We start from the raw sequence: 23,038 nt of genomic DNA on the forward strand, positions 1-23,038 counted from the left end.
AGAGATTGACGCATAACGATGACGAGTCGCCTGCTGCAGGCGAGCCTCGGCTCGCCCGACTATGACGGGATCCGCGACGCGCTGCGCCAGGACACCTCGACCGAGGTGCTCGCCGTGCGCGGGCTGTCGGTGCGCGCCGCCGTGCTGCCGCTGTTCCAGCGGGACGAGGGCGGCGCGCTCCTCCAGGCCGTCCGGCTGACGCTGTCCGGTGAGGGCCCGGTGGAGGTGGCCCTCAAGGACGGCGACGCCGAGGTCGCCGCCGCGGCGGCGGAGGGCGGGACGGTCACGCTGCTCGTCCCGGAGGTGGACGCCCCCCGCCGCCTCACCCTGGAGGTGCGCGACTCCGGCGGGCTCGTCGGGGCCGCGCCGCTCGACGTCACCCCGCAGCGCAAGTGGAACGTCTTCGTCGTCCACCACTCGCACCTCGACATCGGCTACACCGACACGCAGGGCACGGTGCTGCGGCACCACCTCGACTACCTCGACGCGGCGCTGCGCCTGGCGAGGGAGACCGACGGGCGGCCCGACGACGCGCGGTTCCGCTGGTCAGTCGAGTCGTCCATGCCCGCGCTGCGGTGGCTCGCGACCCGCCCCGACGACCAGGTCGCCGAGTTCGCCGCGCGGGCCCGCGCGGGCGACATCGAGGTCACCGCGTTCCCGATGCAGCTGCACACCGAGGCGTGCTCGACCGAGGAGCTGTACCGGCAGCTCCGCTTCGTCGGGCAGCTGCGCCGCGAGCACGGCATCGAGGTCCGGTCGGCGATGCACACCGACATCCCGGGCGCCGTCGTCGGGACGGTGGACGCCCTCAACGCGGCCGGCGTCCGGTACCTCGCCGCCGCCCACAACTGGGCCGGGCGCTCCGTCCCGTACATCACGGGCGGCGACCGGCTCGCCCGCCCGTTCCGGTGGCGCTCGCCGGGCGGCGGCGAGCTGATCGTCTGGTTCACCGACACCCCGCACGGCATGGCCTACATGGAGGGCAACACCGTCGGGCTCGTCGACGGCTACGACCTCGCCGAGGACCTGCTGCCCCGCTACCTCGGCTCCCTCGCCGACCGGCCCTACCCCTACGGGCCCGGGACGTTCGGCTGGTACGCCGCGCCCGGCCAGGTCGGCGCCGCCAAGGACCCCGACTTCCTGGACGCCGTCCACCTGCGCGTCCAGGGCGCGCACGCCGACAACGCCGGACCGTCGATCGTCCCCGCCGACATCGCCCACCGCTGGAACGAGACCTGGGCGTACCCGCGGCTGCGGATGGCGACCAACGCCGACTTCTTCGCCTACGTCGAGGAGCACCACGGCGACCGGCTCCAGACCCACGAGGGCGACTGGACGGACTGGTGGGCCGACGGCCTCGGCTCCGGCGCCCGGCCGCTCGGGTACGTCCGGCGGGCGCAGAACGTCCTGCGGGCCGCCGAGACGCTGCACGCGCTCGCCGACGAGCGCAGCGGCGAGCGCACCGGCGCGTCCGAGGCGATCGACGAGGCCTACGACCGGGCCGCGCTGTTCGACGAGCACACCTGGGGTGCCGCCAACCCGTGGGAGGACGCCGAGGAGGGCGGCGACTCCGGCGGCCTGCAGTGGACCCGCAAGTCCCAGGTCGGCTACCAGGCCCACGACGACGCCCTCGACCTGCTCCAGGCCGGCGCGCGGCGCATCGGCGCGACGTTCGGGGCCGCGCGGGACGCGCTCGCCTCGTTCCTCGTCGTCAACCCCGGCACGGCCGCCCGCACCGACGTGGCCCGCGCGTTCCTGCCCCGCGACGTCGTCGCCGTCGACGTCCCCGTCGCCCTGGTGGACGCCCGCACCGGCGAACCCGTCCCGCACCGCGAGGAGGAGGTCGACCCGGAGGAGTGGCCCACCCGTCCCATCGGCCGCCACCTGGAGGCGGTGGTACCGGACGTCCCGGGCCACGGGCACGTCCGCGTGGACGTCGTCCCGGCCGCGACGGGCGCGCCGGAGCCGGTCGACCTCGGCTTCGAGGGCACGATCGAGAACGAGTTCTACCGGGTCGTCTACGACCTCAGGGAAGGGCACATCGGCTCGGTCTTCGACAAGACCGCCGGCCGCGAGCTGGTGAACGCCGACTCCGTCGCGGGCTTCGGGCAGTACGTCTACGACCGGTACGCGACCGCGCCCCACTTCAACCACATGTCCGGGCACATGCTCGTGCACGACAAGACGATGCTCGGCGACCGGGCCGTCGCCACCCACGCGACGGTCACCGAGTGCAGCCGCACCCCCGCGGGGGAGCGGCTCGTCGTCGAGCTGCACGGCAAGGGCGTCGACTGGCTGCGCACGACGATCGACCTGTACGCGGGCGTGCCGCGCGTGGACGTCCGCTACCAGCTCGGCAAGCAGCCCACCGCGGCCAAGGAGGCGGTCTTCTTCGCGTTCCCGTTCGCCGTGGACGGCCCGCCCGACGCCTGGGAGCTGACCGGCGGCGTCGGCGGCACCGGCGTCCCGAGCGTCCCGGGATCGGCTGAGCACATGCGCCCGATCCGCCACTGGGTCGCCTTCGAGGACCCCGAGCTGACCGTCGCGTGGGCGACGCTGGAGGCGCCGCTCGTCCAGTTCGGCTCCATCCACATGCCCTACGCGCCGTTCCCGCCCACGCTCGACATCGAGGACGGCACCGTCTACTCGTGGGCGCTGAACAACATCTGGGACACCAACTTCCCGTCCCAGCAGCAGGGCGAGACCACCTTCCGGTACGCGTTCGCGTCCGGCGCGGCGGGCTCGGGCCGCCGGCTCGGCGCCCGCACGGCCGCCGGGATCACCGACCCGTTCGTCGCCACCCTCGCCACCGGCGACATGCCCGCCGCGGAATCGGGGACCTTCCTGCGCGTGGACGACCCGGACGTGCTCGTCACCTCCGTCGGGCGCGCCCGCGACGGGGACGGGCTGGCCGTCCGGCTCCAGTCGCTCGCCGCGGGCCCGGTGGAGACGGGCCTGCACGTGCCGGGGGCCACCGGCGCCCTGCTGAGCGGCGGTCTGGAGCGTGACCCGGCGGAACTGCCCGTCCGGGACGGCACCATGACGGTGCGTCTGCCCGCCTGCGGCGTCGCCACCGTCACGGTTCGGCGTTGAGTACGGATCGGGGACACATGAAGATCACAGGCATCCGCGCCACCACGGTCACCGTGCCGCTGGAGGCGCCCCTCCTGCACAGCAACGGCGCGCACTGGGGCCGCTTCGTCCGGACGATCGTCGAGGTGGAGGCCGACAACGGCCTGGTCGGGCTCGGTGAGATGGGCGGCGGCGGCCAGAGCGCGGAGGCCGCCTTCCAGGCCCTCGCCCCGCACCTGGAGGGCCACGACCCGTTCGAGCTGGAGGCGCTCCGCTTCAAGATCGCCAACCCGACGGCGAGCCTGTACAACAACCGCACCCAGATGCTCGCCGCCATCGAGTTCGCCTGCCTCGACCTCGTCGGGCAGCACCTCGGCGTCCCGGTGCACGACCTGCTCGGCGGCCGCATCCGCGACTCCGTCCCGTTCGCGTCCTACCTGTTCTACCGCTACCCGGGCGCCGGGGGCTCGCCGGAGGTGCGCACCCCCGAGCAGCTCGTCGAGCACGCCGGCGCGCTCAAGGACGCGCACGGGTTCACCGTCCACAAGCTGAAGGGCGGAGTGTTCCCGCCGAGCCACGAGCTGGAGTGCTACAAGGCGCTCGCCGAGGCGTTCCCCGGCGACCGCTTCCGCTACGACCCGAACTCCGTGCTGAGCCTGGAGGAGGGCCTGCGGTTCGGGAAGGCCATCGAGGACCTGCCCAACGACTACCTGGAGGACCCCGTCCTCGGGCTGGAGGGCCTGCGGCTCGTCCGCGAGCGCGTCAACATCCCGCTCGCCACCAACACCGTCGTCGTGAACTTCGAGCAGCTCGCGGCGAACGTGCTGCGCCGCAGCGCGGACGTCGTCCTGCTCGACACCACGTTCTGGGGCGGCATCCGGGCGTGCGTGAAGGCCGCCGGCGTGTGCGAGACGTTCCAGATCGGCGTCGCCGTCCACTCCTCCGGCGAGCTCGGCATCCAGCTCGCCACCATGCTGCACCTCGGCGCCGTCCTGCCCAACCTCACCTACGCCGCCGACGCGCACTATCACCACCTCGCCGACGACGTCATCGAGGGCGGACCGATGCGGTACTCCGGCGGCAGGATCCCGGTGCCGTCGGGTCCCGGCCTCGGCGTTCGCCTGGACCGTGACAAGCTGGCCGAGTACGCGGAGCTGTACAAGGAGCTCGGCGGCTACCCCTACGACCGCGACCCCGGCCGTCCGGGCTGGTACCCCCTCGTCCCCAACGACCGGTGGGCCGATCCCGACGTCGCACTGCCGCCGCTCGATTAGCCTGCCACGTGTGATTCGTTACGCGACGACCGGCGACGTCCCCGAGATCCTGCGGCTGGTCCGCGAGCTGGCGGAGTACGAGCGCGCCCTCCACGAGGTGAAGGCGACCGAGGACCAGCTGCGGGACCGGCTGTTCGGCGACGACCCCAAGGTCTTCGCCCACGTCGCCGAGCACGACGGCCGGGTCGTCGGGTTCGCCGTGTGGTTCCTCTCGTTCTCCACGTGGAACGGCACGCACGGCATCTACCTGGAGGACCTGTTCGTCGAGCCGGAGTACCGCGGCCACGGCTACGGCAGGGGGCTGCTCACCGAGCTGGCCCGCGTCGCCGACGACCGGGGCTACGGGCGCGTCGAATGGTCCGTCCTGGACTGGAACGAGCCGGCGATCGGGTTCTACAAGGCCCTCGGCGCCCGCCCGCAGGACGAGTGGACGGTCTACCGCCTCACCGGCGACGCCCTCACCCGGGCCGCGCGCTCGTCCGGCGGCTGACTTGCGTCCGGTACCGGGGTACGGACCTACCGTCGGGCCATGGAGATTCAGCAGGTGCCGGGACGGCCGGACGACGATGGATGGGCGCCGCGGGAGTGCGCGCTGCCGACGGCCGAGCGGCCGTTGCGGGTGGCCGAGTTCGACGCGCTGTTCGCCGAGGCGGTGACCGCCGTGCGGCCCGCCGGGACGGGCCGGGTGCGGATGGAACTGCGCCCGGACCCGCGGGCGGCCGGGCGGGCCGCCGAGCTCGCCGCCCGGGAGACGGGCTGCTGCTCGTTCTTCACCTTCACCCTCACCGCGACCGGCGGCGCGCTGGCCATGGAGATCAGCACCGGCGACCGCCATGCCGAGGTGCTGGACGCCCTGACGGCCCGCGCCGCCCGGATGATCGCCCCCTGACACGCCGCGAGGGCCGTCCGGCAACGGACGGCCCTCGCGACGAGCTGGACGCGCTCAGCCCTGCTTGGTCTCCCAGAAGATCTTGTCGATCTCAGCGATCTTCGCGAGCAGGTCCTCGGCGGCCTTGCCGTCCATGCTGCCCTTGGTGCCGGAGGCACCCGCCAGCTTGGTGGCCTCGTTGAACAGCTGGTGCAGCTGCGGGTACTTCTCGAAGTGCGGCGGCTTGAAGTAGTCGGTCCACAGCACCCACAGGTGCTCCTTGACCAGCTGCGAGCGCTGCTCCTTGATCAGGATCGCCCGGGCGCGGAACTCCGGGTCCTCGTTGGCGGCGTACTTCTCAATGATCGCCTTCACGGACTCGGCCTCGATCCGGGCCTGCGCCGGGTCGTAGACGCCGCACGGCAGATCGCAGTGCGCAGACACCGTGGTCTTCGGGCGCAGAAGCTTGAGCAACACCTGCGATTCCCTTCCCTCGTTGCGGATCATGCTCAGGTCACCGACATTACTCTTGTGCACCGGGGCCCGTCCGGGCAGGGCACTCGGTAATTCGGCCTAAGACCCGGGCCTTTCGGCCCGGAACCTCTCCAGCAGTGTTTGTGACCGCCGCCCGCCGAAGTATGCGGCCCGACGAGGAGGACCATGCGGATCCGCACTCCCCGCCGTCCGCTGCTGTGGGGCCTCGCCGGCGCGGCGGCGCTCGCGCTCGCGGCGGCGCGCAGGCCGGCGACCGTGGAGGTCACCGGCGACTCGATGCTCCCGGGCCTGCGCCCGGGGGACTGGCTCGTCGTCCGCCCCGGGGCCCGCCCCGCCCCGGGCGACGTGGTCGTGGCCGAGCACCCGGAGCACCGCGGGCTGCTCATCGTCAAACGCGTCGCGCACCGCTCCGCGGACGGCTGGTGGCTGGAGAGCGACAACCAGCGCGCCCGGGGCCGCCGCGACAGCTGGGACTTCGGCCCCGTCCCCGACGCCCTGCTGAGAGGCCGCGTCGTCGCCCGCTACTGGCCGCTGCCGGTGAAGCCGATGCGGCCCGTGCTCCGGGGCGGGAGCACGGGCCGCGGCGCCGATCGGGCGGCGGTCAGATGCGGGCGACGCCCTCTTCGCGGGCCTTGGCGGCGACGGCGGCCGTGACGGCCGGGGCGACGCGCTCGTCGAACGGGCCGGGGATGACGTAGTCGGCGGTCAGGTCGTCGCCGACGATGCCGGCGAGGGCGTTCGCCGCCGCCAGCTTCATCCCCTCGGTGATCGTGTGGGCCCGGACGTCCAGCGCGCCGCGGAAGATGCCGGGGAACGCCAGCACATTGTTGATCTGGTTCGGGAAGTCGCTGCGGCCGGTCGCGACGACCTTGGCGTGCCGGCGGGCGACCTCCGGGTGGACCTCGGGCGTCGGGTTGGAGAGGGCGAAGACGATCGCGCTGTCCGATATCGTGGCGACGCACGACTCGTGGACGGTGCTGCCGGACAGGCCGATGAACACGTCGGCGCCGCGCAGCGCCTCCTCCGTGGAGCCCTTCAGGTGCGAGCGGTTCGTGATCGCGGCGATGCGCTCCTTGACGGGGTTCAGGCCGTCGCGTCCCTCGTGGATGATGCCCTTGCTGTCGGACAGGGCGATGTCCCCGATGCCCGCCTCGATCAGGATCTGCGAGACCGCGATGCCGGACGCGCCCGCGCCCGCCACGACCGCGCGCAGCTCCGACAGCGGCTTGCCGACGAAGCGCGCCGCGTTGGTGAGGGCGGCGAGCGCGACGATCGCGGTGCCGTGCTGGTCGTCGTGGAAGACGGGGATGTCGAGCGCGGCGCGCAGCCGGTCCTCGATCTCGAAGCAGCGCGGGGCGCTGATGTCCTCCAGGTTGATGCCGCCGAAGCTCGGCGCCATCCGGATCACGGTGTCGACGATCTCGTCCACGCCCGTGCAGTTCAGCGCGATCGGCACGGAGTCGACGTCCGCGAACTCCTTGAACAGCAGCGACTTGCCCTCCATGACCGGCATGGACGCCACCGGGCCGATGTCGCCGAGGCCGAGCACGGCGGTGCCGTCGGTCACGACGGCGACGACCCTGGAGGTCCAGGTGTAGTCGTAGGCCAGCTCGGGGTTGTCGGCGATCGCGGTGCACACGCGGGCGACACCCGGCGTGTAGGCCAGCGAGAGATCGTCCTTGTTGCGGACGGGAATGGTCGAGCGCATCTCCAGCTTGCCGCCGCGGTGCAGCGGAAAGGCCGGATCGTCGTCCAGTGAGGGTGGTTCGGTGGGAATGGGCTCAGCAGCCACAGCGACCCCTGTCTGTGAAAGTTGGCTTTCTTGAGATGCCGCCGCGGTGTGGTCTGGTGTGGCCGGTCACCCGGTGGATCTCGCGACGCACGGGGGTCACCCGTTGTCTGATTGTGCCACAGGGGGTCCCGGCCGCCCGGAGGCCGGGGTGGTGGTGACCGTCACGTGACCGTGCCCGCACGGTCGTGGTTCGATCGCATTGCGTGAGGTAGACCCCGGGAAGGCGCGCTGATCCGGCGCTGCCTCGTTGCGTGATTGTTTCGCACCCTTTATCCAGATCAGGGACGTTGTGCGCCAAACTGTGCACCTGACCTTCGGATCTACGCGGATCCGACGAAACCACCTGGAGGGGGACCAGTGATCACCGGTTCTCTGCGCCGCCGCGCCGTCGCGGCGAGCGCGCTCGTACTGACGGGCGCGCTCGCGCTGTCCGCATGCGGCGACAGCAACGACTCGGGCGACTCGGGCTCACCGGCCTCGAACACGAGCGTGGACAGCAAGCTCGCGGCGATGGTCCCGGCCGCGATCAAGAGCGACGGGAAGATCGCGGTCGGCACCGACGCGTCCTACCCGCCCAACGAGTCCGTCGACCCGGCCTCGCAGAAGATCGTCGGCTGGGACGTCGACCTGTTCAACGCGGTCGCGGCCAAGCTCGGCCTGAAGACCCAGTACAGCAACGCCGGCTTCGACACGATCATCCCCGGCGTCCAGTCCGGCAAGTACGAGACCGGCGTCTCCTCCTTCACCGACACCAAGGAGCGGGAGCAGGCCGTCGACTTCATCACCTACTACTCGGCCGGGACGACCTGGGCCGTGCTCAAGGGCAACCCGAAGGGCGTCAACCCCGACGACGCCTGCGGCAAGTCCATCGGCGTCCAGCAGGGCACGGTGCAGGTCGACGACCTCGCGGCGCGCAGCAAGAAGTGCACCGACGCGGGCAAGCCGGGCATCAAGAGCGTCGTCCGCAAGCAGCAGACCGAGGTCAACAACGACCTGGTCGCGGGCAAGGTCGACGGCATGGCCGCCGACTCGCCCATCGTCGGCGACGCGGTGAAGAAGACCGGCGGCAAGCTGGAGATCATCGGCCAGGCGTACGACACCGCGCCCTACGGCTTCGCGGTCGGCAAGAACTCCGGCCAGCTGAAGGACGCCATCCAGGGCGCCCTGAAGGCGCTGATCGCCGACGGCACCTACAAGAAGATCCTCACCGATGCCGGCGTGGAGAGCGGCGCGATCACCGAACCGAAGATCAACGGAGCGCAGAGCTGATCGCATGACGGTCGACAACGACGCCGGCAAGGGGCGGCCTGAGGCGATCAAGGCCGTCCCCGTCCGGCATCCGGGCCGCTGGCTCGGGGCGGCGGTCGTCCTCGTGCTGGTCGCCATGTTCATCCACTTCCTGCTGACCAGCAAGGCGCTCGACTGGCCGGAGCAGTGGAAATACCTGTTCTCCGATCCGGTGCTCAAGGGCGTCCGGAACACCGTCTGGCTCACCCTGGCCGCCATGGGCGGCGGCGTCGTGCTCGGCGTCGTGCTCGCGCTGATGCGGCTGTCGGCCAACCCCCTGCTGAGCGGCGCGGCCTGGGTGTACCTGTGGTTCTTCCGCGGCACTCCCCTCTACACGCAGCTGCTCATCTGGGGCGCGATCGGCACGTTGTTCCCGACGGTCGGGATCGGCATCCCGTTCGGCCCCGAGTTCGAGACGTGGAAGACGCAGGAGCTGGTCAACGCCGCGCTCGCGGCGGCGCTCGGGCTGATCCTCAACGAGGCCGCCTACATGGCCGAGATCGTCCGGGCCGGCATCCTGTCGGTGGACGAGGGGCAGCAGGAGGCCGCGAGCGCGCTCGGCATGTCCCGCATGCAGACGATGCGGCGGATCGTGCTGCCGCAGTCGATGCGCGTCATCGTCCCGCCGACGGGCAACGAGGCGATCTCGATGCTGAAGAACACCTCGCTCGTCGCGGCCATCCCGTACTCGGAGCTGACCTTCACCGCGCAGACCATCTACGCCACCACCTACAAGATCGTTCCGATGCTGGTGATGGCCTGCCTGTGGTACCTGCTCATCTCCTCGGTCATGATGATCGGGCAGTACTACCTGGAGCGGCACTACAGCCGCGGCACCAGCAAGGGGGCGGAGGCCAGGCAGCGGCTCCGCTTCCGCGGCGGAGGAGGCGGCCAGTGAGCGGAGGCGAGGACATCGTGGGCGACGCCCCCGGCACCCCGGAACCCGCGGCCGCGAGCGGCGGGCTGATGGTCAAGGCCGAGGCGGTGCACAAGTCGTTCGGGCGGCTGGAGGTGCTGAAGGGCATCGACCTGGAGGTCCGGCCCGGCGAGGTGATGTGCGTCGTCGGCCCGTCCGGCTCGGGCAAGTCGACGTTCCTGCGCTGCATCAACCACCTGGAGAAGATCAACGCCGGGCGGCTGTGGGTGAACGGCCACCTCGTCGGCTACCGGGAGTCGGGCGGCAAGCTCTACGAACTGCGCGACCGGGAGGTCGCCGCCCAGCGCCGCGAGATCGGCATGGTGTTCCAGCGGTTCAACCTGTTCCCGCACATGACGGCGCTGGACAACGTCATGGAGGCGCCCTGCCGGGTGAAGCGGCAGCCGAAGGCGCAGGTCAGGGAGCGGGCCGTGGCCCTGCTCACGCGGGTCGGGCTCGAGGACAAGGTGAACAGCTACCCGGCGCAGCTGTCCGGCGGGCAGCAGCAGCGGGTCGCGATCGCGCGGGCCCTCGCCATGGAGCCCGCGCTGATGCTGTTCGACGAGCCGACCTCCGCGCTGGACCCCGAGCTCGTCGGCGAGGTCCTGGAGGTCATGAAGCAGCTCGCCCTCGACGGCATGACCATGATCGTGGTCACCCACGAGATGGGCTTCGCCCGCGAGGTCGGCGACTCGCTGGTCTTCATGGACGGCGGCGTCGTGGTCGAGGAGGGCACCCCCCGGGAGGTCCTGGCCAACCCGAAGCACCCCCGAACACAGGACTTCCTGTCCAAGGTCCTGTGACGACGGAGCACGCGGCCCGTCCCCGACACGCCGGGGGCGGGCCGTTCGCCGCGCCGGCCGGCGGTTAGTGTGCGTTCATGTTCGCTGTCACGGCCACACAGATCGACGCAGACCATCCGCTGAACGGGCTCACGCTGGGGGAGCGGCCCGATCCCGAGGTACCGGACGGCTGGACGACCGTCACGGTGAAGGCCGCCGCGCTCAACCACCACGACCTGTGGTCGCTGAAGGGCGTCGGCCTGTCCGCCGACCGGCTCCCCATGATCCTCGGCGGCGACGCGGCCGGGGTGGACGAGGACGGCAACGAGGTCATCGTCCACTCGGTGATCGGCGACCCGGACCGGGGCGGCGGCGACGAGACCCTCGACCCCAAGCGGTCACTGCTGTCGGAGGTCCATCCCGGGACGCTCGCGGAGAAGGTCGCGGTGCCGCGCCGCAACCTCGTCCCGAAGCCCGCCGAGCTGACGTTCGAGGAGGCGGCCTGCCTGCCGACCGCGTGGCTCACCGCGTACCGGATGCTGTTCGGCAAGGCCGGGCTCCAGCCCGGCGGGTCCGTGCTGGTGCAGGGCGCCGGCGGGGGCGTCGCGACCGCGGCGATCGCGCTGGCGGCCGCCGCCGGCCACCGCGTCTACGCGACCAGCCGCAGCGAGGCCAAGCGCAAGCGCGCCGAGGAGATCGGGGCGGACGCCGCCTTCGAGCCGGGCGCGCGGCTGCCCGAGCGGGTCGACGCCGTGATCGAGACCGTCGGCCAGGCGACCTGGTCGCACTCGCTGAAGTCGCTGCGCCCCGGCGGGCGCGTCGTGGTGTCGGGCGCGACCAGCGGGCAGGTGCCGCCCGCCGAGCTGAACCGCGTGTTCTTCCTCCAGCTCCAGATCGTCGGCTCCACCATGGGGACCCGCGACCAGCTGGAGCGCCTCGCGCGGTTCCTGGTCAAGACCGGCGTGCGGCCGCGGATCGACCGGACGCTGCCGCTCGGCCGGGCGCAGGAGGGCTTCGCCGCGATGGCGGAGGGCGACCTCTTCGGCAAGATCGTCTTCAACCCGTGACGATGCCGTGACGCCGGGAGGGCAGGCCGTGGCCGGGGCGCCCGGTCACGGCTCCCGGCGGAAGATCTCGTCCCGCAGCCGCTCGCGGGTCTCATCGAGGAGGGCCTGCGCGGCGGCGAGATCGTCGTCGTCCAGGCGGGCCGTCTTCGCGGCCTTGCGGACGTCCTCGACGAACCCGCGCAGCAGGCGCTCCAGCTTGAGGCGGGCGACGTCCTCGCGGGTCCCGGTCGCCGTCTTCCAGGCGTCGTCCCAGTTCTGCCGCCACTCCTCCTTCCACGCCTGCTTCTGCTCCCGCCAGTGCTCCTTCTGCCGGCGCCACTCGTCCTTCTGGCGCTCGGTGGTCTCCTTCCACGCGTCCTTGGACGTGGCCTTGCCCTGGTCGCGCATCGTCCGGGCGGCCTGCGTCAGCTCCTCGCGCAGCGTCCGGACGGTCTGGCGGACGTCCTCCTGCACGCCGCGCGCGAACTCCTGCGCCGAGGCGGAGATCTCCTCCTCCAGCTCGGCCAGCTCGTCCATCCGGCGCTCCAGCTCCTCGCGTCCCTTGTCGGTCAGCGAGTACACCTTCTTGCCCTTGACCACCTCATGGGTGACCAGGCCCTCGGCCTCCAGCCGGGCCAGCCGCGGGTAGATCGTGCCGGGGGAGGGCGAGTACACCCCGAGGAACCGGTCCTGCAGGAGCCGGATCACCTCGTAGCCGTGCCGCGGGCTCTCCTCCAGCAGCTTGAGCAGGTACAGCCGCAGGCGACCGTGGCCGAAGACGGGGCTCACGTCGTCACTTCTCCATTCGGGGTGTGGTGATCTCCGGGGCGTCGTCGTCGCGGCCGAGGAGGGCGATCGTGCCGGACACCGTGTTGACCGCGACCCGCCCCGCGCCGTCCCCCATCCTGCCGGTGACGGAGCGCGAGACGGCGCGTTCCTGCCGGTCGAACGGGAAGGACGTCTCGATCCGGCCGGCGGCCGAGTTCAGCGTCACCTGCGCGCCCGTGGACGCCGGGACGCGCAGCGCCACCTCGCCCGAGACCGTGTTCACCTCGACGCCGCCGCTCCCGGCCAGGTCGACGTCGGCGGCGATGCGGCCGCTGACCGTCCGGGCGGCCAGCCGCTCGACGGACGCGCCCGCCAGGGTCAGGTCGCCGGAGACGGACGTGAACGACACCGTCCCGTCCAGGCCCTGCGCCTCGACCGCGCCGGAGACGGTGTTGGCGTCGATCGCGCCCGACACCCCGTCGAGCGTCACCTCGCCCGAGGCGCTCTTGATGGACGTGCGGGCCGTCGTGCCGGTCACCACCGCGTCCGCCGACACCAGGTTGAGGCTGACCGGGCAGTCGTGCGGGACGGTCACGGTGATCGCCGCGCGGACCTTCTGGTTGCGCAGCCAGCCGAGCACGCCCTCCCAGAGCTTCTCGTGGGTGACGGTCAGCATCCCCGCCTCGTGCGTGACCACCAGCGGCGGCCCCTCGACGCCGCCGATCATGATGGAGGGGCGCTCGTCGGAGGCGAGCACCGACACGCTGCCCGCGATCAGCGTGACCCGCAGCGCGACCACGCCGTCGAAGTCGAGGGTGGTCGGTTCGTCGATCGTCCAGCGCGACATCACGATGTGCCCTTCGTGGAGAGGCCTGCCATCAGTTAACACGATATGTCGCGTCCTCCCGAAGTCAAGACATATCGCGTTTGGTCTGAAGGAGAGCCCCGGATGCCCCGAGAGACCGACCGGTGCCCTCCACCCCTCCGGCGCTCCGCTCCGGTCACCGGTCAGTCCTCCTCCTCGTCGAGGCGTGCGAGCCAGGTCGCGAGGCGGTCGACGGGGGTCTCGAACTCGGGGTTCAGGTCGACGAACTCGCGCAGCCGACCCGCCAGCCACTCCAGGCTGACCTCCTCGGCGCCGCGCCGGTCCGCCAGCTCCTCGATGCCGCGGTCGGTGAAGTACATCGCGTCCCTCCCCATGGACGCCGAGGGCCCCGGCGCGGTGCACCGGAGCCCTCGGGTCGATCAGTACCGCTCTACTTCTGCTCGCCGAACAGGCGCGCGAGCAGCGCCTCCTGCTCCGCCTGGTGCAGCTTCGCCGAGCCCACCGCCGGGGACGAGGACGCCGGGCGCGACACCCGCGACATCTTCAGCCCCTCGATGTGGCGCGGCAGCTTCAGCGCCATGAACGGCCAGGCGCCCATGTTGGCGGGTTCGTCCTGCACCCAGACGATCTCGACGTCGGCCGGGTACTTGGCCAGCTCCGCCTTGATCTCGTCGACCGGCGGCGGGTAGAGCCGCTCGACCCGCACGACCGCGGTGTCGTTGGCGCCCGCGGCCTGCCGGGCCTTCACCACGTCGTAGTAGATCTTGCCGGTGGTGAGCAGCACCCGCCGCACGCCCGCCGGGTCGACCGCCGGGTCGCTCTCCGGGATGACCGGCTGGAACGCACCGCCGGTGATCTCCCCGACCGGGGACGTGGCCGCCTTCAGCCGCAGCAGCGACTTCGGCGTGAACACGATCAACGGCTTGTGCCGCCCCGACAGCACCTGCCAGCGCAGCAGGTGGAAGTAGTTCGCCGGCGTGGTCGGGTAGACGACGGTCATGTTGTCCTGCGCGCACAGCTGCAGGTACCGCTCGATCCGCGCGGACGAGTGGTCGGGCCCCTGGCCCTCGTAGCCGTGCGGCAGCAGCAGCACGACGCCCGAGTGCTGGCCCCACTTCTGCTCGCCGGAGGAGATGTACTCGTCCACCACCGACTGGGCGCCGTTGGCGAAGTCGCCGAACTGGGCCTCCCAGCACACGAGCGCGTCGGGGCGGGTCATCGAGTAGCCGTACTCGAAGCCCATCGCCGCGTACTCGCTGAGCAGCGAGTCGTGCGCGTAGAACTTCGACACGCCCTGCCCGAACTGCTTGAGCGGCGTGTACTCCTCGCCCGTCCTGCGGTCGACGAGCACCGCGTGCCGCTGGCCGAACGTGCCGCGGCGGGTGTCCTGCCCGACGAGCCGCACCGGGTGGCCGTCGATCAGCAGTGAGCCCATCGCCAGCAGCTCGCCGGTCGCCCAGTCGATCGCGTCGTCCTCGATCATCTGGGCGCGGCGCTGCAGGATCGGCTGGAGCCGCGGGTGCGGGGTGAAGCCCTCCGGCAGGCTGACCTGGGAGTCGATGAGCCGCTTCACGGTCTCCTGCGGGATCGCCGAGCCGGCCTTGCCGTGGTCGATCGGGATGCGCTCCTCGACGTCGGGCTTCACGACCGAGCCCGGTTCGAGGGGCTTCTTCACGGCCTCGCGGGTCTCGGTGAAGGCCCGCTCCAGCTGCTCCTGGTAGTCGCGGAGCGCCTGCTCGGCCTCCTCCACCGTGATGTCGCCGCGGCCGATCAGCGCCTCGGTGTAGAGCTTGCGGACGGACCGCTTGGCGTCGATCAGGTCGTACATGAGCGGCTGCGTGAACGAGGGGTTCTCGCCCTCGTTGTGGCCGCGCCGCCGGTAGCAGACCATGTCGATGACGACGTCCTTCTTGAACGTCTGCCGGTACTCGAACGCCAGCCGCGCCACCCGCGCGCACATCTCGGGGTCGTCGCCGTTCACGTGGAAGATCGGCGCCTGGATCATCCGCGCCACGTCGGTGGCGTACACGCTGGAGCGCGAGTACTCCGGCGCGGTGGTGAACCCCACCTGGTTGTTGATGATCACGTGCACGCTGCCGCCGGTGCGGTAGCCGCGCAGCTGCGACAGGTTCAGCGTCTCGGCCACCACGCCCTGCCCGGCGAAAGCGGCGTCGCCGTGGATCAGGATCGGCAGCACGGTGAAGCCGGCCTCGCCGACGTCCAGCAGGTCCTGCTTGGCGCGGACGACGCCCTCCAGCACCGGGTCGACCGTCTCCAGGTGGGAGGGGTTCGCGACCAGCTCGGTGTGGATCTTGGAGCCGTCGCTGCCGACGAAGTCGCCGGACGCCCCGAGGTGGTACTTCACGTCGCCCGAGCCCTGGGCGCTGCGCGGGTCGAGGTTGCCCTCGAACTCGCCGAAGATCTGCCCGTAGGACTTGCCGACGATGTTGGCGAGGACGTTCAGCCGGCCGCGGTGCGCCATGCCGATCACGACCTCGTCCAGGCTGGCCCCGGCCGCCGCCGAGATCACCGAGTCGAGCAGCGGGATGACCGACTCGCCGCCCTCCAGGGAGAACCGCTTCTGCCCGACGAACTTCGTCTGCAGGAACGTCTCGAAGGCCTCGGCGCTGTTCAGCCGCCGCAGCACGTGCAGCTGCTCCTCGCGCGAGGGCTTCTCGTGCGGGACCTCGACGCGCTCCTGGATCCAGGCGCGCTCCTCGGGGTCCTGGATGTGCATGTACTCGATGCCGACCGTCCGGCAGTACGCCATCCGCAGCACGCCGAGGATGTCGCGCAGCTTCATCGTCGGCTTGCCGCCGAACCCGCCGGTCGCGAACTCGCGCTCCAGATCCCACAGGGTGAGGCCGTGCTTGAGGATGTCGAGGTCGGGGTGGCGGCGCTGCTTGTACTCCAGCGGGTCGGTGTCGGCCATGAGGTGGCCCCGGACCCGGTAGGCGTGGATCAGCTCGTGCACGCGGGCGACCTTGGCGACGTCGTCCTCGTGGGTGGCGGAGATGTCCTTGACCCAGCGCACCGGCTCGTACGGGATGCGCAGCGCCTCGAAGATCTCGTCGTAGAAGCCGTCCTCGCCGAGCAGCAGCTGGTTGATGCGGCGCAGGAAGTCGCCGGACTGCGCGCCCTGGATGATCCGGTGGTCGTAGGTGGAGGTCAGCGTCATCACCTTGCTGATCCCCATGCGGGCCAGGGTGTCGCTGGACGCGCCCGCGAACTCCGCCGGGTACTCCATGGCGCCGACGCCGATGATCGTGCCCTGGCCGGGCATCAGCCGCGGCACCGAGTGGACGGTGCCGATCGTGCCCGGGTTGGTCAGGCTGATCGTGGTGCCCTGGAAGTCCTCCAGGGTGAGCTTGCCGCCGCGGGCCTTGCGGACGATCTCCTCATAGGAGGCCCAGAACTGGCGGAAGTCCAGCGTCTCGGCGGCCTTGATGCTCGGCACCACCAGCTGGCGCGAGCCGTCGCCCTTCTGCAGGTCGATGGCCAGCCCGAAGTTGACGTGCTCCGGCCTGATCAGCACCGGCTTGCCGTCCACCTCGGTGAACGCGGCGTTCATCTCGGGCATCGAGGTCAGCGCCCTGACGATCGCGTACCCGATCAGGTGCGTGAAGGAGACCTTGCCGCCGCGCCCGCGCTTGAGGTGGTTGTTGATGACGATGCGGTTGTCGATCAGCAGCTTCGCCGGGACGGCGCGCACGCTGGTCGCCGTCGGCACGGCGAGGCTGGCCTCCATGTTGCTGGCCGTCCGGGCGGCGACGCCGCGCAGCCGGACCTCCTCGGCGCCCGCCGGGACCGGCGGAGGCGCCGGCTTGTCCCCCTTGGGGGCCGGAGCCTTGGCCGGAGCCTTCGGCGGCGCGGACGGTGGCCGCGGTGTCGGCGGAGCGGCCGCCGAGCCGTTGGCGGCCGTCGGGGCCGCGCCGTCGGCCTGGGGGGTGGCGGACACGGGCCGGCTGTCCGGCTGGTAGTCCGCGAAGAAGTTCCACCAGGCTTCGTCAACGGAGTTGGGGTCGTCGAGGTACTTCTGGTACAGCTCGTCGACCAGCCACTCGTTGGCGCCGAAATCGGTCAGCATCGGGTCGGCACTAGTATGCGACGACTCTGTCGACACGGCGGAGATCGCCCTCTTCCGCAGCTCGCAGGTAAGTTCTGAGACGCAACAAGGCTACTCGCACTTGCCCCCGCACCACGCCAGCGTGTCGTAACCCCGCCCACACCGCCCCGCCATTGGCTGAATCAGCCAAAGGCAGGGCCGTGCCTTTGGCAAGATCCACGAACGCCCCTCTGCTTCCAGGCCATCGCCAAATCAACCTCAGCCACCGCCAAGACCACGCGACGCCCCGGGGGGCCGCGATCGCGTCCGAGGAGGAGAAAAACGCTAGTGAGTGTGCGGGGCGACCGTCGGGCCCTCGGAAGCCTGGATGAGGACGAAGCCCTGGCCCTGATAGGCGAGCTGCATCGCTTCGCCGCTGCCGCGGCCGATGAGGGCGCTCGCCTTGAAGGTGCGGTTGACGCCGACCTGGAGGCTGGTGCTCCACGCGACGGCGGACTGGCCGTCGGCGAACGTGGGGGCGCGCCCGCAGTCGAGCATCACCGGGGTGCCGTGTGTGGTGAGCGCCACCCAGCCGGTGCCCTGGAGGGTGGTGTTGAACAGGCCGCCCGCGGCGATGCCGGCGCCCTGGACGCGCTGGATGTCGGACTGCAGGTGCGAGTCGTAGGCGAGGATGTTCTTGCCGTTGACGGTGATGCCCTCGTTCTCCAGGTAGAACAGGTGGATGTCGTCGGCGTCGTTGGCGACGAACAGCAGGCCCTGGCCCTTGACGCGCATGAGGGGGACGCCCTCACCGGTCAGGGCCTTCTTCATGAACTTGCCGATGCCGCCCGCGCCCTCGTAGTCGAACTCCATCTGCCCCTGGAAGGCGACCATGGAGCCCTGCCGGGCGAGGACGTCGCCGTTCAGGTGGACCCGGAGCATCTTGGAGTTCTGGAGGGCGAAGTGGCCGGGGAGCTGCTGTCCCTGTTCGAGATTGCCGAAGAACTGGCTGCGCATGGTGGGGTCGTGCCTCTCGTGCGGATTACTGGAGGTGCGCCAGCATAACGAGGGAGACGCGGTCAACGTCCCCGGTCGTGCGGGGCGGTCCAGTCCACGAGCGGACCCTTGGCGACGACGCCGGAGGGGTTGATGTTCCGCTGGGTCACGTAGTAGTGCCGCTTGATGTGGTCGAAGTTCGTGGTCTCGCCGAACGCGGGGATCGAGTACAGGTCGCGGGCGTAGCCCCACAGGTTCTCGAAGTCGGCGAGGCGCCGCAGGTTGCACTTGAAGTGGCCGTGGTAGACGGCGTCGAAGCGCGCGAGCGTCGGGTACAGCCGGACGTCGGCCTCGGTGATCTCGTCGCCGAACAGGTAGCGGCGGGTGGACAGGCGCTCCTCCAGCCGGCCGAGGGTGTCGAACAGGGCGTCGAAGGCCTCCTCGTAGGCGCCCTGCGAGGTGGCGAAGCCGGCCTTGTACACGCCGTTGTTGACGGTGTGGTAGACGAGTTCGTTCAGCTCGTCGATCTCGGGCCGGAGCGCCTCGGGATACAGGTCGGGTGCGCCGGGGCGGTGGTGGGCGGTGAACTCCGTCTCGAACATCGTGGTGATGTTCGGGAAGTCGTTGGTGACCAGGCGCTCGGTCTCGGTGTCCCAGACGCAGGGCACGGTGTAGCGGCCCTGGAACGCCGGGTCGGTGGACAGGTACAGCTCGGAAAGGAAGACGGCGCCGGTCACCGGGTCGCGGTCGGGGAACCGCCAGCCCCGCTCGTCGCGGATGGGGTCGACGATTCCGACGCCGATAGCGTCCTCCAGGCCGAGGAGCCGCCGCACGATCAGGGTGCGGTGCGCCCACGGGCACGCGTAGGAGACGAAGAGCCGGTACCGCCCGGGCTCGGCGGGCAGGCCGCTCGACCCGTCCGCCGTGATCCGCTCGGTGAACCGGTTCGCCTGCCGGACGAACCGGCCTTCCTCGACCTCCTGCACGCTCATGCCCGTCTCCCTCTGAAGTAGGTGAGGACGGCCCGGAGATTGGCCCCTGCGGGCGATCCGGGTCCGGGAACCTCGCGGCTACCATAACCGTCGGTATCCAGTGTGAAACGGCCGCGACGGCCGACCTGAGGATCGACGAGGTGGCGGGGGTCCATGCTCGAGCAATTCAACGCCCTGGTGGACGGCCTGCCACCGGCGATGATCTACCTGATCATCGCGGCGCTGGTGTTCGCGGAGGCCGCGCTGTTCGTCGGCTTCGTGTTCCCGGGCGAGACCGCGATCGTGGTCGGCGGCGTCCTCGCCAGCCAGCACGTGCTGTCGCTGCCGCTGCTGCTGGTCATCGCGGTGGTCGCCGCGGTCGCGGGCGACTCGGTCGGCTACGAGATCGGCCGTAAGTACGGGCCGCGGCTGCTGGACGTGGCGATGATGCGAAAACACCGGGCGAAGGTCGCGGCCGCGCAGGACCTGATCCGCCGCCGCGGCGCGTTCGCGGTGTTCATCGGACGGTTCACGGCGCTGCTGCGGGCGCTCATGCCGGCGCTCGCGGGCAGTTCGCGGCTGCCGTATCCGAAGTTCCTGCTCTTCAACGTCATCGGCGGCGTCACGTGGGTGGTGACGTTCACGCTCGGCGGCTTCTTCGCGGGCACGGCGTTCGAGCACGCGGCCAAGCTCGCGGGGCGGGGCCTGGCGATCGGCCTGGCGGCCGCGGCCGTCGTCGCGCTGGTGGTGTGGAGCGTCCGCAGGCACCGCCGCGAGGCCCGCGAGGAGACCGAGGCCCAGGCCGCCGAGGACGTCCCCGCGGGCGAGCAGGCAGGCGAGTCGGCGCCGACGCTGCCGTCCTGACGGCGGCGGCGCCCTAGAGGCGCATCCGGCCGCTGATCATCGGCAGGTCCAGGTAGGTGCGGATGCCGGGGTCGGCGCCGCACACGACCGGGACGGAGTTCACCGCGTGCGCGGACGCGGCGGAGATCGCATTGGAGACCCACTCCTCGCCGGCCGACAGCGTGAGCGGCGGCCGGCCGTCCACGCGCAGCGAGTACCCGGGCCGCCCCCACTCGTCGGACATCCGCGCGGCGTCGGCCTTGTGCACGATCTCGACGGTGATCACCGGGCGGCCGGCGGCGAAGCCGCTGAACGTCCAGCGGTCCGCGGCGACCGTGCCGCGCGGGATCGGCCCGGCGGCGGTGGCGAGGTCGGCGCCGGCCAGCCGGTGGTCGACGTCCACGTCGATCTCGTCGAGGTCGACGCCGAGCCCGGCGGCGACCAGGTGCAGGCTCTCGGAGAACAGCGTCCGCATCACGGCGCGGTTGGGCCGCAGCGCCCGCAGGTACGCCTCCTCGTCCTTGCCGAACCCGAGCACGTCGTGGACCATCCGCCAGGACGGGTGCCGGGCGAAGTCGGAGCACTCGCGGGCGTAGACGTGGGTGATCCGGCGCGACAGCCGCGACAGCACCAGCGGCATCACGTCGGCCATGAAGCCGTGGCTGACGCCGCTGCCGTGCACCGACACGCCGCCCCGCTTGCAGGCCTGCTCCAGCTCGTTCACGAAGAGCGGGCCGTGCGCCTGCGGGTAGACCAGTCCGGTGAGGGAGACCAGGTTCTTGCCGGACGCCAGCAGCGCGCAGATCGTGTCCAACTCGGCGAACCGGTCGTGCTTGGGGGTCGCGGCGTAGAGGACGCAGTCGGCCTCCAGGGCGAGGATCTCGCCGAGGTCTCCGGTCGCGGCGACGCCGACCGGGTCGCGTCCCGCGAGGGTCCCGGCGTCGACGCCCACCTTGGCCGGGGTGTGCACCCACGCGCCGGCGAGTTCCATGTCGTCGCGGTCCAGGACGGCTCGGATCGCGCTGCGCCCGAGCGCGCCCGTCGCCCACTGCACCACGCGGTGGCGGCGGCCGGACGCGGACGCGGTGTCGAGGCTCATCGCACGGGACCTCCGTTGCTCCTCGCGACGTCGACGAGTGAGGAGACTACGCGGCGGGCGCGGGGTGAATTGCGGCGATCGGCGCAACTTCCCCCCGCGTCCCATCGTACGCAGGACTGTCGCGGCGTCCAGGCGGGAAGGAACTCCGGGGGCCGCGGCCGAGCGGGATTCGGTTTAGTGGTACCACTGGGTAACCCCTTGATGATTACCTGGGGGCGTAGTCGGTGCGATGTGAGGAGACACGAGATGTCGGAACTGCGCTACGACGGCCGCGTGGCGGTCGTGACCGGGGCTGGCCACGGCCTCGGCCGGCAGCACGCGCTGGAGCTCGCCGCGCGCGGCGCCAAGGTCGTCGTCAACGACCTCGGCGGTGACCGGTCCGGTACCGGCGCCTCCGCCGGCCCCGCCCAGGAGGTCGTGGACGAGATCAAGAAGAACGGCGGCGAGGCCGTCGCGAACCCCGACAACGTCGCCACCCCCGAGGGCGCGCAGGCGATCGTGAAGACCGCGCTGGACGCGTTCGGCAAGGTCGACATCGTCGTCAACAACGCGGGCATCCTGCGCGACAGGTCGTTCAAGAACATGTCGGTCGAGGAGTTCGACTCGGTCATCGCCGTCCACCTGCGCGGCTCGTTCCTGGTCTCCAGCGCCGCCTGGCCGCACCTGCGCGAGCAGGGCTACGGCCGGATCGTGAACACCTCCTCGCCCGCGGGCCTGTTCGGCAACTTCGGCCAGGCCAACTACTCCACGGCCAAGATGGGCCTGGTCGGGTTCACCAAGACCCTCGCCCAGGAGGGCGCCAAGTACAACATCAAGGCCAACGCGATCGCCCCGGTCGCCTGGACCCGGATGACCGAGGACCTGCTGCCCGCCGACTTCGCCGACAAGCTCGGCGTCGAGCAGGTCACCCCGCTCGTGGCCTACCTCGTGCACGACTCCAACGAGGACTCCGGCCAGGTCTACACGGTCGGCGGCGGCCGGATCGCGAAGATCTTCGTGGCGGAGGGCCCCGGCTACGGGCAGAAGGAGACGCTGTCGGTCGAGGACGTCCGGGACAACTGGGCGGCCATCGGCGCGGCCGAGCCGCTGACGGTGTTCGGCAACGTGGGCGAGCAGATGGGCCCGCTGATCCAGCAGCTCACGTCCTGAGCCGTTGAGCGGGATCGAGCTCGACCGGCGGGACGGGGTGCTCACGATCACCCTGTCCCGGCCGGAGCGCCTGAACGCGGTCGACGGCGCGCTGACCGAGGAGATGCTGGACGTCCTCAACGGGCTGATGCGCGACCCGTCCACCCGGGTGGTCGTGCTGACCGGCGCGGGCCGCGGCTTCTGCTCGGGCATGGACCTGCAGGGCGGCGACCCGGGCGGCGCGACCGGTGAGGGCCGCGTCCAGCGGCTCTACCGTGGCATCGCGCGGGGCGGCGAGGTCACCGCGCGGCTGCGGGAGATCCCGCAGCCGGTGATCGCGGCGCTGCACGGCCCCGTCGCGGGCATGGGCGTGTCCTGGGCGCTGGCCTGCGACCTGCGGGTCGCCGACCCCACGACCCGCTTCGTCGTGCCGTTCGTCGACCTCGGGCTGTCGGCCGGCGACTGCGGCCTGTCCTGGCTGCTGCCGCGCCTGGTCGGGCCGGCGAAGGCCGCGGAGATCTGCTACCGGGCGCAGCGCCTGGACGCGGCGCGCGCCGAGGCCCTCGGCCTCCTCACCGAGACCGCCCCCGAGGGCGGGGACCTGGCCGCCGCCCAGGCCCTCGCCGACGAGCTGCTCGGCAGGTCCCCCTACGGCCTGAGCCGTACGAAGGAACTGCTCAACGCGTCCCTGGACGTCCCCGGCCTGCGCCGGCAGCTCATGGCGGAGACGGCCGTGCAGACCCTGGCCTTCTTCAGCGAGGACCTCGCCGAGGGAATGGCGGCCACGCTGGAGAAACGCCGTCCCGAATTCAAGAATCGCTGAAGGTCGG

The 23,038-nt window shown here is 71.3% G+C and carries 21 protein-coding genes; 12 read left to right on the plus strand and 9 right to left on the minus strand.

Annotated features, from left to right (window positions below; all coding sequences use genetic code 11):
- Positions 1–18 precede the first annotated feature (18 nt).
- Genes BJ999_RS10650 through BJ999_RS10665 form a run of 4 tightly spaced genes read left to right on the plus strand, consistent with a single transcriptional unit; the run spans position 19 to position 5,235 of the window.
- The gene (locus tag BJ999_RS10650; RefSeq protein WP_179833150.1) at positions 19–3,093 is read left to right on the plus strand and encodes a glycoside hydrolase family 38 N-terminal domain-containing protein; all 3,075 of its coding nucleotides are present in this window, start codon (positions 19–21) and stop codon (positions 3,091–3,093) included.
- A 17-nt stretch (positions 3,094–3,110) separates the two neighbouring features.
- Positions 3,111–4,346: an enolase C-terminal domain-like protein gene (locus BJ999_RS10655; protein ID WP_179833151.1), complete on the plus strand. Its 1,236-nt coding sequence runs from the start codon at positions 3,111–3,113 to the stop codon at positions 4,344–4,346.
- A gap of 10 nt (positions 4,347–4,356) precedes the next feature.
- On the plus strand, positions 4,357–4,836 hold the full coding sequence (locus tag BJ999_RS10660) for a GNAT family N-acetyltransferase (RefSeq protein WP_179833152.1): 480 nt from the start codon (positions 4,357–4,359) through the stop codon (positions 4,834–4,836).
- 39 nt (positions 4,837–4,875) lie between these two features.
- Positions 4,876–5,235, plus strand: a complete 360-nt coding sequence (locus BJ999_RS10665; RefSeq protein ID WP_179833153.1) for a hypothetical protein — start codon at positions 4,876–4,878, stop codon at positions 5,233–5,235.
- A 54-nt stretch (positions 5,236–5,289) separates the two neighbouring features.
- On the opposite strand, the gene sodN is transcribed toward BJ999_RS10665, so the two are convergent.
- Positions 5,290–5,691, minus strand: a complete 402-nt coding sequence (sodN, locus tag BJ999_RS10670) for a superoxide dismutase, Ni (protein WP_218826240.1) — start codon at positions 5,689–5,691, stop codon at positions 5,290–5,292.
- A gap of 183 nt (positions 5,692–5,874) precedes the next feature.
- Between sodN and sodX the strand changes: the two genes are divergently transcribed.
- Positions 5,875–6,363, plus strand: a complete 489-nt coding sequence (sodX, locus tag BJ999_RS10675) for a nickel-type superoxide dismutase maturation protease (RefSeq protein ID WP_179833155.1) — start codon at positions 5,875–5,877, stop codon at positions 6,361–6,363.
- On the opposite strand, the gene BJ999_RS10680 is transcribed toward sodX, so the two are convergent.
- Positions 6,311–7,501, minus strand: a complete 1,191-nt coding sequence (locus BJ999_RS10680; RefSeq protein WP_276530299.1) for an NAD(P)-dependent malic enzyme — start codon at positions 7,499–7,501, stop codon at positions 6,311–6,313. The two genes, sodX and BJ999_RS10680, sit on opposite strands and share 53 nt — an antisense overlap.
- A gap of 357 nt (positions 7,502–7,858) precedes the next feature.
- Between BJ999_RS10680 and BJ999_RS10685 the strand changes: the two genes are divergently transcribed.
- The 4 genes from BJ999_RS10685 (at position 7,859) to BJ999_RS10700 (ending at position 11,553) form a co-directional block, all read left to right on the plus strand.
- The gene (locus BJ999_RS10685) at positions 7,859–8,770 is read left to right on the plus strand and encodes an ABC transporter substrate-binding protein (protein ID WP_179833156.1); all 912 of its coding nucleotides are present in this window, start codon (positions 7,859–7,861) and stop codon (positions 8,768–8,770) included.
- A 4-nt stretch (positions 8,771–8,774) separates the two neighbouring features.
- The gene (locus tag BJ999_RS10690; protein ID WP_179833157.1) at positions 8,775–9,686 is read left to right on the plus strand and encodes an amino acid ABC transporter permease; all 912 of its coding nucleotides are present in this window, start codon (positions 8,775–8,777) and stop codon (positions 9,684–9,686) included.
- A gap of 68 nt (positions 9,687–9,754) precedes the next feature.
- The gene (locus BJ999_RS10695) at positions 9,755–10,507 is read left to right on the plus strand and encodes an amino acid ABC transporter ATP-binding protein (RefSeq protein ID WP_179838455.1); all 753 of its coding nucleotides are present in this window, start codon (positions 9,755–9,757) and stop codon (positions 10,505–10,507) included.
- 77 nt (positions 10,508–10,584) lie between these two features.
- Positions 10,585–11,553, plus strand: coding sequence for a zinc-binding dehydrogenase (locus BJ999_RS10700; protein WP_179833158.1), 969 nt, complete (start codon positions 10,585–10,587; stop codon positions 11,551–11,553).
- Positions 11,554–11,598: 45 nt separating this feature from the next.
- Here the strand turns inward: BJ999_RS10700 and BJ999_RS10705 are convergent, their stop codons facing one another.
- The 6 genes from BJ999_RS10705 to BJ999_RS10730 form a co-directional block, all read right to left on the minus strand.
- Positions 11,599–12,321, minus strand: a complete 723-nt coding sequence (locus BJ999_RS10705; protein ID WP_179833159.1) for a PadR family transcriptional regulator — start codon at positions 12,319–12,321, stop codon at positions 11,599–11,601.
- 4 nt (positions 12,322–12,325) lie between these two features.
- Positions 12,326–13,147 carry a DUF4097 family beta strand repeat-containing protein gene (locus tag BJ999_RS10710; protein WP_179833160.1) on the minus strand — a complete coding sequence of 274 codons (822 nt, stop codon included), beginning with the start codon at positions 13,145–13,147 and terminating at the stop codon, positions 12,326–12,328.
- A gap of 161 nt (positions 13,148–13,308) precedes the next feature.
- Positions 13,309–13,485 (minus strand): DUF6104 family protein, encoded by a 177-nt coding sequence (locus BJ999_RS10715; RefSeq protein ID WP_179833161.1) that lies wholly within the window; start codon positions 13,483–13,485, stop codon positions 13,309–13,311.
- Between the two features lie 71 nt (positions 13,486–13,556).
- On the minus strand, positions 13,557–17,213 hold the full coding sequence (locus BJ999_RS10720) for a multifunctional oxoglutarate decarboxylase/oxoglutarate dehydrogenase thiamine pyrophosphate-binding subunit/dihydrolipoyllysine-residue succinyltransferase subunit (protein ID WP_179833162.1): 3,657 nt from the start codon (positions 17,211–17,213) through the stop codon (positions 13,557–13,559).
- A gap of 303 nt (positions 17,214–17,516) precedes the next feature.
- Complete coding sequence (locus BJ999_RS10725) at positions 17,517–18,188, minus strand: AIM24 family protein (protein ID WP_179833163.1); 672 nt, start codon at positions 18,186–18,188, stop codon at positions 17,517–17,519.
- Positions 18,189–18,250: 62 nt separating this feature from the next.
- A complete protein-coding gene (locus BJ999_RS10730; RefSeq protein WP_179833164.1) occupies positions 18,251–19,159 on the minus strand; it encodes a glutathione S-transferase family protein in 909 nt (302 codons plus the stop codon).
- A 153-nt stretch (positions 19,160–19,312) separates the two neighbouring features.
- On the opposite strand from BJ999_RS10730, the gene BJ999_RS10735 reads away from it, so the two are divergent.
- Positions 19,313–20,002: a DedA family protein gene (locus tag BJ999_RS10735; protein ID WP_179833165.1), complete on the plus strand. Its 690-nt coding sequence runs from the start codon at positions 19,313–19,315 to the stop codon at positions 20,000–20,002.
- A gap of 13 nt (positions 20,003–20,015) precedes the next feature.
- Here BJ999_RS10735 and BJ999_RS10740 read toward each other — a convergent pair whose 3' ends face one another.
- On the minus strand, positions 20,016–21,080 hold the full coding sequence (locus tag BJ999_RS10740) for an NAD(P)H-dependent amine dehydrogenase family protein (protein WP_179833166.1): 1,065 nt from the start codon (positions 21,078–21,080) through the stop codon (positions 20,016–20,018).
- Between the two features lie 246 nt (positions 21,081–21,326).
- On the opposite strand from BJ999_RS10740, the gene BJ999_RS10745 reads away from it, so the two are divergent.
- Together BJ999_RS10745 and BJ999_RS10750 are read left to right on the plus strand one after the other, a co-directional pair.
- Complete coding sequence (locus BJ999_RS10745) at positions 21,327–22,229, plus strand: SDR family oxidoreductase (RefSeq protein WP_179833167.1); 903 nt, start codon at positions 21,327–21,329, stop codon at positions 22,227–22,229.
- Between the two features lie 4 nt (positions 22,230–22,233).
- Positions 22,234–23,031, plus strand: a complete 798-nt coding sequence (locus tag BJ999_RS10750) for an enoyl-CoA hydratase/isomerase family protein (RefSeq protein WP_179833168.1) — start codon at positions 22,234–22,236, stop codon at positions 23,029–23,031.
- The last annotated feature ends 7 nt before the right edge of the window (positions 23,032–23,038 follow it).

This window comes from Actinomadura citrea, from assembly GCF_013409045.1.
GTDB classification, from domain to species: Bacteria; Actinomycetota; Actinomycetes; order Streptosporangiales; family Streptosporangiaceae; genus Spirillospora; species Spirillospora citrea.

Coding starts and splice junctions, on each gene's coding strand:
- BJ999_RS10735 (WP_179833165.1), top strand. CDS start 19,313: ATGCTCGAGCAATTCAACGCCCTGGTGGACGGCCTGCCACCGGCGATG.
- BJ999_RS10730 (WP_179833164.1), bottom strand. CDS start 19,159: ATGAGCGTGCAGGAGGTCGAGGAAGGCCGGTTCGTCCGGCAGGCGAAC.
- BJ999_RS10665 (WP_179833153.1), top strand. CDS start 4,876: ATGGAGATTCAGCAGGTGCCGGGACGGCCGGACGACGATGGATGGGCG.
- BJ999_RS10710 (WP_179833160.1), bottom strand. CDS start 13,147: ATGTCGCGCTGGACGATCGACGAACCGACCACCCTCGACTTCGACGGC.
- BJ999_RS10700 (WP_179833158.1), top strand. CDS start 10,585: ATGTTCGCTGTCACGGCCACACAGATCGACGCAGACCATCCGCTGAAC.
- BJ999_RS10695 (WP_179838455.1), top strand. CDS start 9,755: ATGGTCAAGGCCGAGGCGGTGCACAAGTCGTTCGGGCGGCTGGAGGTG.
- BJ999_RS10740 (WP_179833166.1), bottom strand. CDS start 21,080: ATGAGCCTCGACACCGCGTCCGCGTCCGGCCGCCGCCACCGCGTGGTG.
- BJ999_RS10715 (WP_179833161.1), bottom strand. CDS start 13,485: ATGTACTTCACCGACCGCGGCATCGAGGAGCTGGCGGACCGGCGCGGC.
- BJ999_RS10655 (WP_179833151.1), top strand. CDS start 3,111: ATGAAGATCACAGGCATCCGCGCCACCACGGTCACCGTGCCGCTGGAG.
- BJ999_RS10725 (WP_179833163.1), bottom strand. CDS start 18,188: ATGCGCAGCCAGTTCTTCGGCAATCTCGAACAGGGACAGCAGCTCCCC.
- BJ999_RS10650 (WP_179833150.1), top strand. CDS start 19: ATGACGAGTCGCCTGCTGCAGGCGAGCCTCGGCTCGCCCGACTATGAC.
- BJ999_RS10745 (WP_179833167.1), top strand. CDS start 21,327: ATGTCGGAACTGCGCTACGACGGCCGCGTGGCGGTCGTGACCGGGGCT.
- BJ999_RS10720 (WP_179833162.1), bottom strand. CDS start 17,213: ATGCTGACCGATTTCGGCGCCAACGAGTGGCTGGTCGACGAGCTGTAC.
- sodX (WP_179833155.1), top strand. CDS start 5,875: ATGCGGATCCGCACTCCCCGCCGTCCGCTGCTGTGGGGCCTCGCCGGC.
- BJ999_RS10690 (WP_179833157.1), top strand. CDS start 8,775: ATGACGGTCGACAACGACGCCGGCAAGGGGCGGCCTGAGGCGATCAAG.